14 protein-coding genes are annotated in these 15,441 nt (G+C 74.3%); 7 read left to right on the top strand and 7 right to left on the bottom strand.

What is annotated here, in order from left to right:
* Positions 1-33: 33 nt before the first annotated feature.
* From HT134_RS21740 to HT134_RS21765, 6 genes are all read left to right on the top strand, one after another.
* Complete coding sequence (locus HT134_RS21740; RefSeq protein WP_175602296.1) at positions 34-1,179, top strand: Gfo/Idh/MocA family protein; 1,146 nt, start codon at positions 34-36, stop codon at positions 1,177-1,179.
* Positions 1,176-2,336, top strand: coding sequence for a dihydrodipicolinate synthase family protein (locus tag HT134_RS21745; RefSeq protein ID WP_175602297.1), 1,161 nt, complete (start codon positions 1,176-1,178; stop codon positions 2,334-2,336). The genes HT134_RS21740 and HT134_RS21745 overlap by 4 nt, the downstream gene beginning before the upstream one ends.
* Positions 2,333-3,199, top strand: a complete 867-nt coding sequence (locus HT134_RS21750; RefSeq protein WP_175602298.1) for a sugar phosphate isomerase/epimerase family protein — start codon at positions 2,333-2,335, stop codon at positions 3,197-3,199. Before HT134_RS21745 ends, HT134_RS21750 begins: the two co-directional genes overlap by 4 nt.
* A 187-nt stretch (positions 3,200-3,386) precedes the next feature.
* Positions 3,387-4,274, top strand: coding sequence for an MEDS and STAS domain-containing protein (locus HT134_RS21755; protein WP_175602299.1), 888 nt, complete (start codon positions 3,387-3,389; stop codon positions 4,272-4,274).
* Entirely contained in the window at positions 4,271-4,768 is a 498-nt protein-coding gene (locus HT134_RS21760) for an ATP-binding protein (RefSeq protein WP_175602300.1), read from the top strand. Before HT134_RS21755 ends, HT134_RS21760 begins: the two co-directional genes overlap by 4 nt.
* A 146-nt stretch (positions 4,769-4,914) precedes the next feature.
* Positions 4,915-5,652 (top strand): SDR family NAD(P)-dependent oxidoreductase, encoded by a 738-nt coding sequence (locus HT134_RS21765; RefSeq protein WP_175602301.1) that lies wholly within the window; start codon positions 4,915-4,917, stop codon positions 5,650-5,652.
* Between the two features lie 32 nt (positions 5,653-5,684).
* Here HT134_RS21765 and HT134_RS21770 read toward each other — a convergent pair whose 3' ends face one another.
* The 3 genes from HT134_RS21770 to HT134_RS21780 all read right to left on the bottom strand — a co-directional run bounded on the left by HT134_RS21770 (position 5,685) and on the right by HT134_RS21780 (position 8,191).
* Complete coding sequence (locus HT134_RS21770) at positions 5,685-6,299, bottom strand: TetR/AcrR family transcriptional regulator (RefSeq protein ID WP_175602302.1); 615 nt, start codon at positions 6,297-6,299, stop codon at positions 5,685-5,687.
* A 108-nt stretch (positions 6,300-6,407) separates the two neighbouring features.
* Complete coding sequence (locus HT134_RS21775) at positions 6,408-7,535, bottom strand: aminotransferase class V-fold PLP-dependent enzyme (RefSeq protein WP_312888312.1); 1,128 nt, start codon at positions 7,533-7,535, stop codon at positions 6,408-6,410.
* A gap of 203 nt (positions 7,536-7,738) precedes the next feature.
* On the bottom strand, positions 7,739-8,191 hold the full coding sequence (locus HT134_RS21780; RefSeq protein WP_175602304.1) for a MarR family winged helix-turn-helix transcriptional regulator: 453 nt from the start codon (positions 8,189-8,191) through the stop codon (positions 7,739-7,741).
* A 359-nt stretch (positions 8,192-8,550) separates the two neighbouring features.
* Between HT134_RS21780 and HT134_RS21785 the strand changes: the two genes are divergently transcribed.
* On the top strand, positions 8,551-9,435 hold the full coding sequence (locus tag HT134_RS21785) for a hypothetical protein (protein WP_175602305.1): 885 nt from the start codon (positions 8,551-8,553) through the stop codon (positions 9,433-9,435).
* Here HT134_RS21785 and HT134_RS47690 read toward each other — a convergent pair.
* From HT134_RS47690 to HT134_RS21805, 4 genes are all read right to left on the bottom strand, one after another.
* On the bottom strand, positions 9,398-10,324 hold the full coding sequence (locus HT134_RS47690) for a pentapeptide repeat-containing protein (RefSeq protein ID WP_175602306.1): 927 nt from the start codon (positions 10,322-10,324) through the stop codon (positions 9,398-9,400). The two genes, HT134_RS21785 and HT134_RS47690, sit on opposite strands and share 38 nt — an antisense overlap.
* A gap of 336 nt (positions 10,325-10,660) precedes the next feature.
* Positions 10,661-13,303, bottom strand: coding sequence for a PEP/pyruvate-binding domain-containing protein (locus HT134_RS21795; protein WP_175602307.1), 2,643 nt, complete (start codon positions 13,301-13,303; stop codon positions 10,661-10,663).
* A gap of 127 nt (positions 13,304-13,430) precedes the next feature.
* Complete coding sequence (locus HT134_RS21800) at positions 13,431-14,399, bottom strand: alkaline phosphatase family protein (RefSeq protein WP_175602308.1); 969 nt, start codon at positions 14,397-14,399, stop codon at positions 13,431-13,433.
* On the bottom strand, positions 14,396-15,199 hold the full coding sequence (locus HT134_RS21805; RefSeq protein WP_175602309.1) for a sugar phosphate isomerase/epimerase family protein: 804 nt from the start codon (positions 15,197-15,199) through the stop codon (positions 14,396-14,398). The genes HT134_RS21800 and HT134_RS21805 overlap by 4 nt, the downstream gene beginning before the upstream one ends.
* Positions 15,200-15,441 lie beyond the last annotated feature (242 nt).

Here is a 15,441-nt window from a genome sequence, read left to right on the forward strand (position 1 = left end):
GTTCGGGAAAGCGCTTTCCCCGAAAGGATCCCCATGAGCGTGCGCACGATCGGCGTCGTGATGAACGGCGTCACCGGACGGATGGGATACCGCCAGCACCTGGTCCGGTCCGTGCTGGCCATCAACGAGCAGGGCGGCGTCACGCTCTCGGACGGCAGCCGGGTCAAGCTGCGCCCGGTCCTCGTCGGCCGCAACGCCGCCAAGCTGGCCGAGCTGGCCGAGCGGCACGGCATCCCCGACCACACGACCGAGCTGGACGCCGCGCTGGCCGACCCCGACAACCTCGTCTACTTCGACGCCCAGGTCACCTCGGCCCGGGTCAAGGCCGTGCTGAAGGCGATCGAGGCCGGCAAGCACATCTACGCCGAGAAGCCCACGGCCGAGTCGGTGGAGGAGGCCGTGGCGCTGGCCGAGGCCGCCACGGCGCGGGGCGTGAAGAACGGCGTGGTCCAGGACAAGCTGTTCCTGCCGGGCCTGCTCAAGCTGAAGCGGCTGATCGACGGCGGCTTCTTCGGCCGGATCCTGTCGGTGCGCGGGGAGTTCGGCTACTGGGTGTTCGAGGGTGACTGGCAGGAGGCGCAGCGCCCGTCGTGGAACTACCGGGCCGAGGACGGCGGCGGCATCGTGCTCGACATGTTCCCGCACTGGCACTACGTCATGGAGAACCTGTTCGGCAAGGTCCGCTCGGTCTACGCCCAGGCCGTGACGCACGTGCCGCGGCGGGTGGACGAGAAGGGCCACCCGTACCAGGCCACGGCCGACGACGCCGCGTACGGCGTGTTCGAGCTGGAGGGCGGCGTGATCGCGCAGATCAACTCCTCCTGGACCGTGCGCGTGAACCGGGACGAGCTGGTGGAGTTCCAGGTGGACGGCACGGAGGGCAGCGCGGTCGCCGGGCTGCGCAACTGCCGGGTCCAGCACCGCGCCGCCACGCCCAAGCCCGTCTGGAACCCCGACCTGCCCGTCACGGCCCGCTTCCGCGACGGCTGGCAGGAGGTGCCGGACAACGCCGAGTTCGACAACGGCTTCAAGATCCAGTGGGAGCTGTTCATCCGGCACGTCCTGGAGGACGCGCCGTTCCCGTACGACTTCGCCGCCGGCGCGCGCGGCGTGCAGCTCGCCGAGCTGGGCCTGCGCTCGTCGGCCGAGGGCCGCCGGATCGAGGTGCCGCAGCTGTGAGGATCGACCTGCCCGGGGGCGCGTACGAGCTGCGCGAGCCGGTCACCTGGCCCGTGCCGGACGGCCCGGCGGCGAGCCGCGTCGTGTACGCGGCGGCGCACGTGGTGGCCGACCCCCTCGGCGACAACACGCCCGGCTCCCCCGCCGCCGTCGACTGGGACGCCACGCTGCGCTTCCGCCGCCACCTGTGGTCGCACGGCCTGCGCGTCGCCGACGCGATGGACACCGCGCAGCGCAACATGGGCCTCGACTGGGCCGCGACGAAGGAGCTCATCCGGCGCAGCGCCGAGGAGGCGCGCGCGTTCGGCGACCCGGCCGAGCTGGTGGCCTGCGGCGCGGGCACGGACCACGCCCCCGGCGCGGACGACCTGAAGGCCATCACCGCCGCGTACGCCGAGCAGATCGAGACCGTGCAGGCGGCCGGCGCCGGGGTGATCGTCATGGCCTCGCGCCAGCTCGCCCGCGCGGCGGCCGGCCCCGAGGACTACCACCAGGTGTACGGCGAGCTGCTCGGCCTGGCCGAGCGGCCGGTGATCCTGCACTGGCTCGGCGAGATGTTCGACCCGCAGCTGGCCGGCTACTGGGGCTCGCGCGACGTGGCCGAGGCCACGCGCGCGTTCCTGGAGCTGATCCACGCCCACCCGGACAAGGTGGACGGGGTGAAGGTGTCGCTGCTGGACGAGGAGCACGAGGTCGGGCTGCGGGCCGCGCTGCCGGAGGGCGTGCGCCTCTACACCGGCGACGACTTCAACTACCCGTCGCTGATCAAGTCGGGCTCGCACGCGCTGCTCGGCATCTTCGACGCGATCGCCCCGGCCGCCGCCGCGGCGCTGCGGGCGCTGGACGCCGCCGAGGCGGCGACCGGCGAGGAGCGTGAGCGGCTGCTGGCCCGCTACGACGAGATCCTGGAGCCGACGGTCCCGCTGTCGCGCAAGATCTTCGAGACGCCGACGTACCACTACAAGACCGGCATCGTCTTCCTGGCCTGGCTGAACGGCCACCAGGACGCGTTCGCCATGGTCAACGGCGCCCAGTCGGCCCGCTCGCTGACGCACCTGTCGGAGGTGTTCCGGCTGGCCGATCGGGCCGGGCTGCTGGCCTATCCGGAGCTGGCCGTGCGCCGCATGACGGCGCTGCTGGCGGTGAACGGGCGGTGAACCTCTCCCTCAACCAGTGGACCACCCGGCGCTGGACGGTGGCCGAGGCCGTCGACGGGTGCGTGCGGCACGGCCTGGAGGCCATCGGCCTGTGGCGGCAGGAGGTCGCCGCACAGGGCCTGGCCGAGTCGGTCAAGCTCGTGCGCGCGGCCGGGCTGCGGGTCTCGTCGCTGTGCCGGGGCGGTTTCCTCACGGCCGGCGGGCTGCCGGGCGAGCAGGGCCGCCGGGCCTTCGCCGCGGCGCTGGACGACAACCGGCGGGCCGTGGACGAGGCGGCGGAGCTGGGCGCGGCCTGCCTGGTGATGGTGGTGGGCGGGCTGCCCGGGGTGGTGCCGGGCGAGCCGCTGTCCGGCCCGGTGTCCCGGGACGTCGCTGGCGCCCGGGAGCGGGTGGCCGAGGGGCTGGCCGAGCTCGCGCCGTACGCGGGCGAGCGGGGCGTGAAGCTGGCGCTGGAGCCGCTGCACCCGATGTACTGCGCCGACCGGGCCGTCCTGTCCACCCTGGAGCAGGCCGTGGACCTGTGCCTGCCGTACCCGGTGGAGCAGGTCGGGGTGGTGGTCGACACCTTCCACGTGTGGTGGGATCCGCGGCTGTTCGAGCAGATCGCCCGCGCCGGCGAGCGGATCGCCTCGTACCAGGTGTGCGACTTCCTGCACCCGCTGCCGGCCGACGTGCTGCTCGGACGCGGCATGATGGGCGACGGCGTGATCGACTTCGCGCCGATCACGCGGGCCGTGCTGGAGGCCGGCTACACGGGTGACGTGGAGGTCGAGATCTTCAACGCCGACGTCTGGGCGGCCGACCCGGACGAGGTGCTGTCCACCATGAAGGCGCGGTACGCCGAGGTCGTCCTGCGGTCCTGACGGCCCGTCCGTCCGGGGCGCCGTCCCGCTCAGGGGCGGCGCCGGCGACGTCGTGACGCGCGGGAACGAGGAGGGTGGAGGGCCGGGAGGAGTTGTTAGGGTGTGGGCGGGCAGGAACCCGCTGCGGCCGCCAGGCTCCCCTGACGCCTGAGCGTCCTGCCGCACCCCCGAAGGCGAGACGCGGTTCATGGCACATCCCACAACGGTCGACAGTCTCCTCCCCGGAGATCACGTCTGCTGGACGTTCGACGACCACGAGCGGCATCTGTCGGCCCTGGTCCGTTTCCTGCGCGGAGGTCTCGCGCGGGGCGAGCAGGTCCTGTACCTCACCGACACCTTCCTGCCCGACGCGTTCCTGGCGGCGGCGCAGGCGTACGGCGTGGAGGTGCGCGAGCCCGAGCGCACCGGCCAGCTCCAGGTGACGACCGCCGAACGGTCCTACCTCGCGGGCGGCGCGTTCCAGGCGGAGCGGGCCCTGGACGGCTGGCGGGCCGCGATCGCGCGGGCGCGCGGGCAGGGCTACAGCGCGCTGCGGGTCGCCGCCGACATGGGCTGGACGGTCCGCGCCGCTCCCGGCGTCGAGCGGCTGGCCTGGTACGAGGCGCAGGCCAACCGGATCTTCGCCGACGGCTACGTGATGGCGTTGTGCTGCTACGACCGGCGGCTGTTCACCAGCGCCGAGCTGGACCGCATCAGCGCCGCGCACCCGGCCACCGCGCGGGCGGGGGCGGGCGCCCACGAGGAGTGGGCGCCGATGCTGCGCGTCCGCCGCGATCCCGAGGGGCTGAGGCTGGCCGGGGCCGCCGACCGCAGCAACAGCGAGGCGCTGGCGAGCGTGCTGCAGGCCCTCGTGTCCGACGCCGGGTTCCTGCCGGACGGGGCCGCGCCCCTCGTCGTGGACCTGGCGGAGCTGACGTTCGCCGACATCGCCGTCGCCCGCCTGCTGGCCGGCTCCGCCGCCGCCGCGCCGGGGCGGCTCGTGCTGCGCGGGGCGCGCCCGGCGCTGGCCGAGCTGCTGGCGATGATCGACCCGGCCCGGGCCCGCGCGGCCTGCGTCACCAGGAGCCCGGCGTGAACCCGATCCCCGGGACGACGGCGGCGAGGTCCGGCCGGCCCCTCCCCCCGCCTCCCGCCGCCGCGCGCAGGCGCGCCTTCGAGACCGTCGGCGAGCTGGTGGACGTCCGGGCCTTCGTCACGGCCGTCGCCCGGTCGGCCGGTCTGCCCGGCCTGCGCGTCGAACGCGTGGTCCTCGCGGCCAACGAGGTGGCGACCAACTCCTTCGAGCACGCCACGGGCGGCTGCGAGATCACCATGTGGGTCGAGTCCGGCACGCTGGTGTGCCAGATCGACGACGACGGGCGGCTCGACGACGGGCAGCTCGGCGGCGGGCGGCTCGACGACGGGCGGCTCGGCGGCGACGGGCGGCTCGGCGAGGCGGCCCGGGTGCCGCCGCCCGGTCTGGAGTCGCGCGGGCACGGGCTGATGCTCGTGGACGAGATCACCGACCTGGTGCGCCGGCACTCCCACGCGGGCGGCACCTCGACGCGCCTGCACTTCACGCTCGCCTGACACTCCTCGGAGCCGGGGCCTCGGGGTGTGGTTCGCCGAAAAACTTGAGGATGTCCTCAAGTTCGTGTTAGCGTCCGCATGCCACTCAATTTGAGGCACTCCTCAACTTATCCCGTGTGGCCACAGACGCGCAGAAAGGACACCCCATGTCCACATCCCCCTCCCCCGGCCCGGCCGTCGTCGTCGGAGCCGGCCCCGGGCTCGGCATGTCCGTCGCCCGGCGGCTCGGTCGCGCGGGCCACACCGTGGCACTGGTGTCGCGCAACGCCGCCCGGCATCCGGGATACGTGGCCGAGCTGGCAGCCGAGGGCGTGGACGCCTCGGCGCACGCCGCCGACGCGCGCGACCTCGACGCCCTCTCCGCCGCCCTGGACGCGGTCGCCGACCGGCACGGGCCCGTCGAGGTGCTCTACTTCGGCCCCGGCGCGGCCGACCCGGCCGCCATGCCCGAGCCGATCACGCGGGCCGACGTCGAAGGGGTCCGGGAGGCGGTGGAGGGCTGGGTGTACCCGGCCGTCGCCGCGGTCGGCGAGGTGCTGCCGGGCATGCTCGAACGGGGGCGCGGCGGGCTGCTGTTCGCGGGCGGGCTGAGCGGCGCCGTCCCCATGCCGCCGCTCGGGGCGCTGGCCGTCTCCTCGGCGGCGCTGCGCGGCTACGTCCTGACCCTGAACGCGGGGCTCGCGGGCACCGGCGTGTACGCGGGTCTGCTGACCATCGGCGGGCTGGTCGAGCGCGGCGACATCCACCGGATGATCACCTCCAGCCCCGGCACGTTCGGCGACCTCGCGGCGAGGACCCTCGACCCCGACGAGATCGCCGAGGCCGCCTGGGGCCTGCTGACCGAGCGGAGGCAGCCGGAGGCCACTTTCTCCGCCCTGGGCTGAGGGGTTGCCGAGGGCCCGCTGAGGGGTTCAGGTCACCGCAGGACGCGGGCCAGGCGGAGCACACCCTCCCGGATGCGGCGCTCGCCGAGCTCGGGCAGGAGCGCCGTCACGTGCACGGCGGACAGCGCGGCCAGCAGCGCGTGGGCGGCGTGGTCGGGGTCGGGTGAGCCGTCGAGCAGGATCGCCACGTGCCGGTGCCAGAACCGGTACGCGCCCAGCCGGTAGCGGGCCCCCGGCGAGCTCGACTCCGACATGCGGATCACGGCCAGGTGCTCCAGCAGGTAGTCCAGGTACGCGCTGACGAAGGCCGCCAGCCGCTCGGCGGGCTCCGCGCCCGGCCCCAGCGGGGGCGGCCCGTGCAGGATCCCTTCCTGGAGCACCCGCTCCCGGGCGTCCAGCAGCGCCACGGCCAGCCCCGCCTTGTCGCCGAAGCGGCGGAACAACGTGCCCTTGCCGACACCGGCCGCGGCGGCGATCTGGTCCATGGACACCCCCTCCACCCCGTGCTCCGCGAACAGCCGGGCGGCGGCGTCCAGCACGGCGGCGCGGTTGCGCGAGGCGTCGGCCCGCTCCTTGGGCGGGCGGGTCATGAGCAGTTCGAGCGACCTCGCAGAAGCGGACTTCGGTCCGATGTCGTCCTTGGCCATAGCCGGACTATAGTCCGTTTCTCTCGGAGGCGGAATCCGGACCGCGCTCCTCACCCGGGACGAGCCGAAGGCCGCCGTCGACACCGGCGCCGTGACGGCCGTCGATCGTCACCCGGCCATCTCCCGGACCGCCTCGACGAGCCGGTGCAGCTCCTCGTCGGTGTTGTAGTAGTGGACGGAGGCCCGCACCAGGTCGGGCAGCCCGCGCGCGGGCAGGTCGTACTGGGCGTAGCGGGACAGCGAGACCGACGTGTTGACGCCGATCTCCGCCAGCCGGCCGTGGACCTCGGCCGCCGGCCGTCCCGCCACGGTGAACGTGACGATGCCGCACCGCCGTACCCCCTGGTCGTGGACGCGCACGCCGGGGACCTCGCGGAGGGCGTCGCGCAGCCGGGCCGCCAGCGCGACCACTCTCGCCTCGATGGCGGGCAGCCCCCACGCCAGCGCGTAGTCGACGGCGGCACCGAGCCCGAGGACGGCGGCGACGTCGCGCTCCCACGTCTCGAACATCCGCGCCGTGCCCTCCACCTCGTACCGGTCGGGGGCGGTCCAGGTGGCGGCGTGCAGGTCGAGCACGGCCGGGGTGATCCGCTCGCGCAGCCGCGGCCGGACGTAGAGCAGGCCGGTGCCGCGGGGGCCGCGCAGGTACTTGCGGCCGGGGGCGCTGAGGGCGTCACAGCGCAGCCGTTCGACGTCGAGGTCGAGCTGCCCGGCCGACTGGCAGGCGTCCAGCAGGTACGGGACGCCGGCGCTCTCGGCGATCCCGCCCACCTCCTCGGCCGGGTTGACCAGGCCGCCCTGGGTGGGGACGTGGGTGATGGCGATCAGGCGTACCCGCTCGTCCATGCGGCGCCGCAGGTCCTCGACGTCGAGCTGCCCGCTCGGGTCGTCCTCGACGACCTCGACGCGCGCCCCGGTCCGCCCGGCCACCTGGAGGAAGGCGATGGCGTTGCTGGCGTACTCGGCGCGGCTGGTCAGGATGCGGTCGCCGGGCCCGAACGGGAGCGCGTAGAAGACCGCCTGCCAGCCGCGGGTGGCGTTGTCGGTCAGCGCGATGTCGCCGGCGTCCGCGTTGAGCAGGGTGGCGATGGACGCGCGCACCGCCTCCAGGCGCGGCGCGGCCTCGGCCGCGGCCCGGTAGCCGCCGCGCAGGGCCTCCGCGCGCAGGTGGGCGATGACCGTGTCGGTCACGACGGCGGGCGGCAGCGAGGCGCCCGCGTTGTCCAGATGAGTCACCCGGGCGCATCCCGGCGTCTCCGTCCGAGCCCGCTCGACGTCGACCTCTTGCACACAGTTCATATGAACTGAATACAGAATCTCGCTATGGCATGCAAGCGCGCCCGTTCCACGATCTGAACGGCGCCCTTCATCGGCAGGTCAGCAGGCGGCGATTCGCGGGGAGCACCCCCAGCGTGTCGATGGGCCTCAGCGGACATGCCCTAGCTCGCGCCGGCTCCGGGAGCCTGGCCCTGGAGGCTGCGGGCGAGGTCGGTGAGAGCCTCGATGAGCTGGTCCACCGAGGTGCCGGCCAGCCCGGCGACGGTCTCGTCCGCGAGGTCTCGCCACAGCTCCTTCACGCGCACGACGGCTTCGCGGCCTTCGTCCGTCAGGCGTACGACGTTCGCGCGGGCGTCCCGGGCCGCGGGGACGCGGCTGACCAGTCCGCCCGCCTCCAGTTTGCGCACCATGAGGGTGATGCTGGGCGGTTCGCAGTCCGCTCCCGCGGCCAGTTGCCGCTGGGTCTGCGGGCCTTTGGCGCTGAGCAGCAGCAGGACGGCCTCATGCCCCGGGTGCAGACCCAGCTCCGCGAGCTTCGCCGCGGCCCGGGCGCGGTGCTTCAGGGCGATTGTCCGGATTGCTCCATTCAGTGCGTCGGCACGCTCGAAGTCCACCAGGCCCCCTTGCCTCAGTGATCGTTATGCGCATAACGTTATGCCCCTAACTAATCTTACAGGGGAGACCGCGCCACGCATATCGCCGAGCGCTACACGGCGAGTGAGCCGCTCACCTTCACCCGCGCCATGCTGGGGGACCTCGATCTCATGACGTTCGACCGCTCGTCGCAGCAGCGGCGCCGGCTGGAACAGGAGGATTTCGGGCTGGTCCTGGAGCGGGTCCCCCTGAACCCGCGGAGCGACTTGGGGCGGCCTCCCCGGCTCCGGCCCCGCCGGAAATCCGCTTGAGGACGGAGCAGCCGACGCGCTCTCATGGAGATCACCAAAACGCGCGGGAGGAGAGACCATGGTGCGCGGTGCCTGAACGCAAGCACCCCCGACCGGCCGGCACGCGCGCGATCGCGGAGCGCCTCAAGCTCCACCGGCACCACGTGCGGGCCGACGGCCGCGACTACACGGTGATCACCCTCCGGCCCGGCACCAGGGCCCGCTTCTCCACCAACCACCACCACCAGACCTGGCACATCCTGTCCGACCCGCACGGCGCGCTGCTGCTGAGCCGCCTGCTGTGGGGCCTGTCCTTCCAGCGGCGGCCCGGCACGGTCGTGCTCCTCGACCGGCGCTTCATCGGCCCGAACCCGTTCGACGCCGACCCCGGCGATCCCATCGCCCTCGTCCCCGCCCTCCTGACGCATCTCCCCGCGCGCACCGCCCGCGCCCTCAGCCGGCGCGTCACCGAACCGGGCAGCCAGTCCGGCACCGTCCTGTGGCGGACCTGGGGCCTGGCCGCCGCGGTCGAGGCGTGGCACGGCCGGTACGCCGACCCCGACTGGTCGCGGACGAGCCGGGCCCGCGACGACGAGCGCGCCGCGGACGTGCGCCACCTGGGCGGGGTGCTCAGCCTGCGGGCCGCCCCGTCCCTGCTGCGCCGCTGGGCGGTCTACACCGCCACGATGGGCGAGGACGTCTGGCACGGCATGTCGTACACCGAACTGGACAGCACGGGCGGGTGGCGGACCTGCCGCGGGGAGGGCGAGGTGCAGACGTTCCTCGACTACCACCGGCGTGTGTCCGTCGCGCGGGTCTCCCGCCGGGAGGTGCTCGCGAGCGGGGACGCCCCCGCCGAGCCGGCCGACCTGCGGCCCCTGGTCTGGGCCCGGAACGACGCCGTGCTCAGCCGCCGCCTCCCCGGTGAGACGAGACCTACTCGCGCTGGCCCGGTGGGTCGATCTCGGCGGTAACCGCCTCGACGGTGAATCGGTCGTAGCTCCGGGGGCGGACGGGCGGCAACTCGCGCGCCTGTGGTGGTCCGATCAGGGAGGGGTCGAAGCCCTCGGGCCAGACGGTGCTCTCGTCGAAGACGACCCGTCTCAGAGCGGCCCCGGTCAGAACGGCGCCGCTCAGCGTGGCTCCGCGGAGATCGCTGTAGTCCAGGCGAGCGCCGCGCAGGTTGGCGTTGCGCAGATCCGCCCTGCTCAGATCGGTGCCGCGGAGGTCGACGCCCTCGGCGACGGCGCCGGTCAGGACCGCGTCGCGTAGATCGGCCTGGTAGAGGACCGCGTCAGCGAGGATGGCCCTCGTCAGCCGTGCTCCGGTGAGATCCGCACGAGTCAGATCGGCCCCGACGAGGGAGGCTTCGGTCAGGTCGCTGAAGTGCAGGTCCACATCGCCGAGCCGGGCGGAGGCGAGGTCGGCCTTGGGCAGGGCCACGCGATCGAGGCGGAGCACCTGACCTCGGACCGGTTCCCGGCGGCCGAGAACCGTCAGGGCCGCGTGGACGTCAGGGGCGCGGAGGGAGAGGTTGACGGACGCTCCGGGCGCCGTGGTCACGCGACGCGCGTGGGGCGCCTCTCGCCGTGGATCGCGGGCTCGGTTGCCGATGAACGCGGCGAGGACCTCCCCGATGGTCCGGCGGTCGGCCGCGGAGGAGCGCGCGATGCGCTCCAGGGCGTAGACGCCACCCAGCCGGACGTCCACGCTGGTGTCGCCCAGATGCGCGATCGCGGCGGCGAAGGACTCGGTGACCTGTCCGTGGCGGCTGAGCTGGAGCTGACGCCAGGTGAGAAAGGCGCCGACCAGGAGCGCCAGGCCCCCGACCGCCTGGAGGAAGGTGGCGCGGATGTTGTTCACGGCGGTCGCGTGGTCCGCCGGCGGCTTCGCCGTTCCCAGATCCCACGCCAGCACGTAGCGCGGCAGGAGGAGAGCGCAGGCCAGGGCCGCGATGCCCAGGAGCGCGGCCAGGACGAAGGGAACCCAGACCCGGTGGCGCCGGGTGTTTCGATGCGGCTCATGGGCTCACCTGGGATCCGGCGAAGGCGCTCGTGATCACGCCGAGGGAAGTCGTCGATCACCTGCCTTCTTACCGGGAGGCTCTCGCGTTGCCAACCCACCGCTTCGTGCGAGCTCGGTGCCCTGGTCCATCGGGCCGGAGAGCCGCACTCGGGACACGCGAGAGCCTCCTCGGGGTCAGCCGAGGGTGATGGTGCCGGAGGCGCCGTTCACGGTCAGCTGCCGGCCGGTGGTGATGCGGTGCGTGGCATCGGCCACCCCGACCACCGCCGGGATGCCGTACTCCCTGGCCACCACCGCGCCGTGGGACATCGCGCCGCCCATCTCCATGACCAGGCCGCCCGCCGTGAGGAACAGCGGGGTCCAGCCCGGGTCGGTGGACGGGCAGACCAGGATCTCGCCGGGCTCCAGGTGCGCGCCGACCGGGTCGAGGACGACGCGGGCCCGGCCCGTGACCGTGCCGGCCGAGGCGGCCGTGCCCGTGAGCGCGTCCGACGGGGCGGCCGAGCCGGACAGGGCGGCGGCGACGGCCTCGGGCTCGGTGCCGTCCGACAGCATGACCCGGGGCACGTGGCGGCGCCGCGCCTCCTGCTCGTACGCCGACCGGCGGGCCGCCACCAGGTCGCGCAGCCGGGAGGGCACGGCCGGGTCGGCCGGCTCGCCTGCCACGGCGGCCAAGGCCTCCCGTACCTCCTCGAAGCGCAGGAAGAAGACGTCCCCCGCCTCGTCCAGCAGCGCCGCCGCCACCAGCCGCTCCCCCACCACGAGCATGCTCCGCCGTACCCCGGCGAGGATCTTGACCAGGTAGAACTTGGGCAGTTCCCGCAGCCCGCCGAACCGCCTCGTGCGGCGCAGCGCGAAGCGCGTGAGCGCCCCTCGCAGGACGCCCCGGCGGCGGGCGCGGGCGGCGATCTCCTCGACGGCGCGCCGCGCCGCCGCGTCGCCCCGGGCGAACAGGACGGACGGGGCGAGGTCGCCGGGGTCGTCCATGCGCAGGTAGTTGGCCAGCACGCCGAGGATGTGCGCCGGCTCCTCCGACCAGCGGGGCACGCCCAGGTCGATCTCGGCGACGCCCCGGTGGCCGTAGCGCCGCAGGAAGTCCTCGACGCCCCGCTGGGCCTCCGGCGGCAGCTCGCCCGCCCGGTAGCGGCGCACCAGCTCCCCGACCGGGAGCTCCCGGAACGGTCCGGGTTCGATCCGCGTGGCCAGGTCCCACAGCTCCAGGTCCATCTCGGTCGTGGGGTTGCCGGGGAGGCTGCGCAGGACGTCCTGCAGGTCGGCGATCGGCACCCCCGACAGCCGCGACGCCAGCGCGAACAGCCCGTACCCGGTGATCACGATCGGCATGATCGAGACGATCACGGGGAAGGCGCCGCGCAGCATGCGCTCGGCGTGCTCGACGCGCTGGACGGGGGTGGCGTCGTCCGGCACGCGCAGCCTCCGGTCGAGCTCGTCGCCCAGCCGCCGCGTGTACGCGAGGGCGGCGCGCGGGCTGAACAGCGCCTCCAGCACCCGGACCGGCGCGCGGACGGTCCGGGCGAAGCGGGTCAGTCCTCTCAGGAACGGACGGCGGGAGGGGTGGACGACCGACAGCCGGGGGTCGTCGAACAGGCCGTCCAGGACGGCGGCGGTGCGGGCCTCACCCAGGGTCAGCGCCCTGGGCAGGATGGCCCGGCCCGCCCGGCTGCGCACGGCCGTGGTCAGGTCGAGCCACAGCCGCTCCCCCGCGACGGACAGGAACGCCGGCCCCCGGCGCGGGTCGTCCGGCGCGTATCCGAACAGGCCCGCCGCGCCGGACGCGCTGAGCTGGAACCCCGCCAGGCCCATCGGCGTCAGCGGGCCCATGACGCCCTGGGCGACGTTGACGCTGAAGTAGACCCGCAGCCCGTCGCAGGCGGGCACGGGCAGCGGGAACAGCGTGGTGATGGGCCGCGCCTGGGTGAGCCAGAGCGTGCCGGACGCGTCGACGGCCCACTCGGTGTCCTGCGGGGCTCCGTAGTGCCGCTCGACGCGCGCGCCGAGCGCGGCCAGCTCCCGCACCTGCGCGTCCGTCAGGCAGAACCCGGCCGAGCCGGCACGGTCCAGGCGCTCCGTGCCGCCGCCGGGCAGGGGGCGGATCACCACGCGTTTGTCCCCGGCGCGGCGTTCGAGGATCTCGCCGGTGGCCGGGTCGGCGACGAACCGGTCCGGGTTCACGGCTCCGGAGACGACGGCCTCGCCCAGGCCGGGGCTCGCGTCGATGACCGCCCGGTGCCGCCGTCCGGTCAGCGGGTCGGCCGTGAACATCACCCCGGCGACCTCCGCCCGCACCATCGCCTGGACGACCACCGCGAGCCGTACCGACGCGTGGTCGATGCCGTTGGAGGCGCGGTAGGCGACGGCGCGGTCGGTCCACAGCGACGCCCAGCAGCGCCGGATCGCGTCGAGCACGTCGTCCACGCCGACGACGTTGAGGTACGTGTCCTGCTGCCCGGCGAAGCTGGCGAACGGCAGGTCCTCCGCCGTGGCCGAGGAGCGCACCGCGACGGGCCCGCCGCCGAGCCGCTCGTACGCGGCGGTGACCGCCTTGGCCACCGGCTCCGGCACCGGGGTCCCGAGCACGCGCTCTCTGGCCGCCGACGCCAGCCCGGGACCGCCCTCGGCGATCACCTCGTCCAGCGCGGCGGCCTCGGCGACCTGGCGGTACGCGTCGGTCGTCAGCACCCATCCCGGCGGCACCGGCAGCCCGGCCCTGGTCATCTCGCCCAGGTTGGCGGCCTTTCCGCCCACCTCGGCCAGCATGGAGGCGTCGATCTCGGAGAACTCCAGTGCCGTGCTCATGCGCATCACCCTCGCGTTCAGCTTCTCGACACGAGTGTCACTCCTCGCGGCGAGAAATTCAACACCTGATGAAACATGGGTGGAGCGAGGCGCGGCCGGGGCACGTCTCGGCCGGTCAGGGCAGGGGTCAGAATGCCAGGGGCGCTCCGTCCAGGTCCCAGGCCGGGTCCACGGCGATGCCGAGCCGGTCGAGCGCCGTGGGCGCCACGTCCACCGGCCGGGGACCCTGCAGGCGCACGCCGCCGAGGTCCTCCCCCAGCCGCGCGCCGATCACGAACACCGTCCGCTCCTCGCCCGACACGCCGCCGTGGCCGCCCGCGTCCACGTGGCCGTGGTCGGTGGTGACCAGGACCGTCCAGCGCTCGTGCCCGAACGAGGGCCTCGCGCGGATCGCGTCGAGCAGGCCGCCGAGGTACGCGTCCTGGAGCAGGAGCGCGTCGGCGTACTCGGGGCAGAGCGGGCCGAGGGCGTGGGCCACCTCGTCGGTGTCGCCCAGGTAGACGAACGACAGGTCGGGGCCGGCGCTCGCGAGGTGGTCGCGGGCCGCGTCGGCGACCTGGCGGTCGGCGACGCTCCAGGTGAGGGCGTAGCCGTCGAGCACGAACCGGGTGCCGATGGCGGGGCCGAACGCGCCGTGCTCGGCGAGGGCGGCCCACGAGAAGAACGCGGCGGTGACGAGGTCGGGGCGGGCCTCCTGGGCCCGCGTCAGGAAGTCCGGATATTTCGTGAACTGCGGGGCGGCGAAGCCGTTGTCCACGACGCCGTGCTTGTCCGGCCACACGCCGGTCGCGATCGACGCCCACCCCGGCCCGGAGTCCGTCCGCGCCCGGATCACCCGCACCGACTCCTCGTCGGCCGCCTGGATGTACTGCGTCGCCGTGGCCTCCGGCGGAGCGGACGTCGGGGACGCGGCGGGGTCCTCGGGGACGACCTGGCCCGGCGACTCGGTCCGCGGCGCCTCCGGCTCACCGTACGGGAGCGTGCTGGTCCCGTACGCGCCCGTCGACATCAGCGCCGACAGCACCGGCGGCCGGATGGCGACCAGGCGGTCGAAGCGCAGACCGTCCATCCCGACGACCAGCACCTTGTCCCTCATACGGCGTCCCTCGCCCGGTCGTCACCGGCAGGGGCGAAGCGGGCGACCCAGTCCGCGGCGCCCGGCAGGATCTCCTCCACCGGGGCCACCTGCGGATACCAGGTGCGCTCCCACTCCAGCGACACCCACCCGTCGTAGCCCGCCGCGCGCAGCAGCTCGCCGCACTCCTCCAGCGGGACCGAGCCCGTCCCCATCGGCACCGGCGTCGTGTCCTCGGCCGAGACGGCGTCCTTGACCTGCACGTAACGCAGCCACGGCCCGAGCGCGGCCAGCGTGTCGGCCGGCGCCTCACCGTGGCGCCACGGGTGCAGGAGGTCCCACACGGCGCCGGTCGTCCCGGGCCGGTCGGCCGTCTCCAGCAGCCGCGCCAGGGCGGCGCCGGTCGCCATCGCGTCGTGGGTCTCGACCAGCACCGTGACGCCCAGGTCGGCGGCCGTGCCGGAGACCGCGCGGAGCCGGCGCGCGCCCACGGCCGGGTCCTCGCCGCGCGGGAACACCCGGACGCCGGGCGCGCCCAGTTCGGCGGCCAGTTCCAGGTCCGCGCGCAACGCCTCCACGACGGGCTCGTCCGGACCCGGCTCGCACACCCGCACGTACCCGGCCAGCGCGGAGATCTCCAGCCCCGCCCGTTCCACGCGCTCGCGGGCCGAGCGCCGCTCCTCGGGGGTGAGCCCGCCGTGGACTCCGGTGTCGGGGTGGAGGCGCAGTTCGAGGCCGTCGCACCGGTGCGCGGTCGCCACCTCGATCGCCCTGTCGAGCCCGTCCCCGGGCATTCCCAGCGTGCTGACCGCGAGCTTCACCGCGTCCCCCTCATGTGCCGTTTTGATATGTCGTCATCTGTGGCAGATGTCGTTGGTGTACGTGCGTCGCCGGCACGCGGATACGCGGGTGCGCGGGTGCGCGGGTGCGCGCCACAGCGTCAGTCGCCGCGCCACCGGTCGCCGTGTCACTGACCGCCGTTTCGCCGGACGCCGCGCCAGCCGTCCCACCGGTCACCGCGCCGGCGGGCCCGCCGGAGGCCGTGCCATCGGCCCCGGTCACC

It is taken from the genome of Nonomuraea rhodomycinica (genome assembly GCF_013363995.1).
Taxonomy (GTDB): domain Bacteria; phylum Actinomycetota; class Actinomycetes; order Streptosporangiales; family Streptosporangiaceae; genus Nonomuraea; species Nonomuraea rhodomycinica.

What these genes read in the sequence shown, in the direction of transcription:
- HT134_RS21770 (WP_175602302.1), bottom strand. Translation starts at nt 6,299, where the DNA reads ATGGCCAAGGACGACATCGGACCGAAGTCCGCTTCTGCGAGGTCGCTC.
- HT134_RS21740 (WP_175602296.1), top strand. Translation starts at nt 34, where the DNA reads ATGAGCGTGCGCACGATCGGCGTCGTGATGAACGGCGTCACCGGACGG.
- HT134_RS21795 (WP_175602307.1), bottom strand. Translation starts at nt 13,303, where the DNA reads ATGAGCACGGCACTGGAGTTCTCCGAGATCGACGCCTCCATGCTGGCC.
- HT134_RS21755 (WP_175602299.1), top strand. Translation starts at nt 3,387, where the DNA reads ATGGCACATCCCACAACGGTCGACAGTCTCCTCCCCGGAGATCACGTC.
- HT134_RS21800 (WP_175602308.1), bottom strand. Translation starts at nt 14,399, where the DNA reads ATGAGGGACAAGGTGCTGGTCGTCGGGATGGACGGTCTGCGCTTCGAC.
- HT134_RS21765 (WP_175602301.1), top strand. Translation starts at nt 4,915, where the DNA reads ATGTCCACATCCCCCTCCCCCGGCCCGGCCGTCGTCGTCGGAGCCGGC.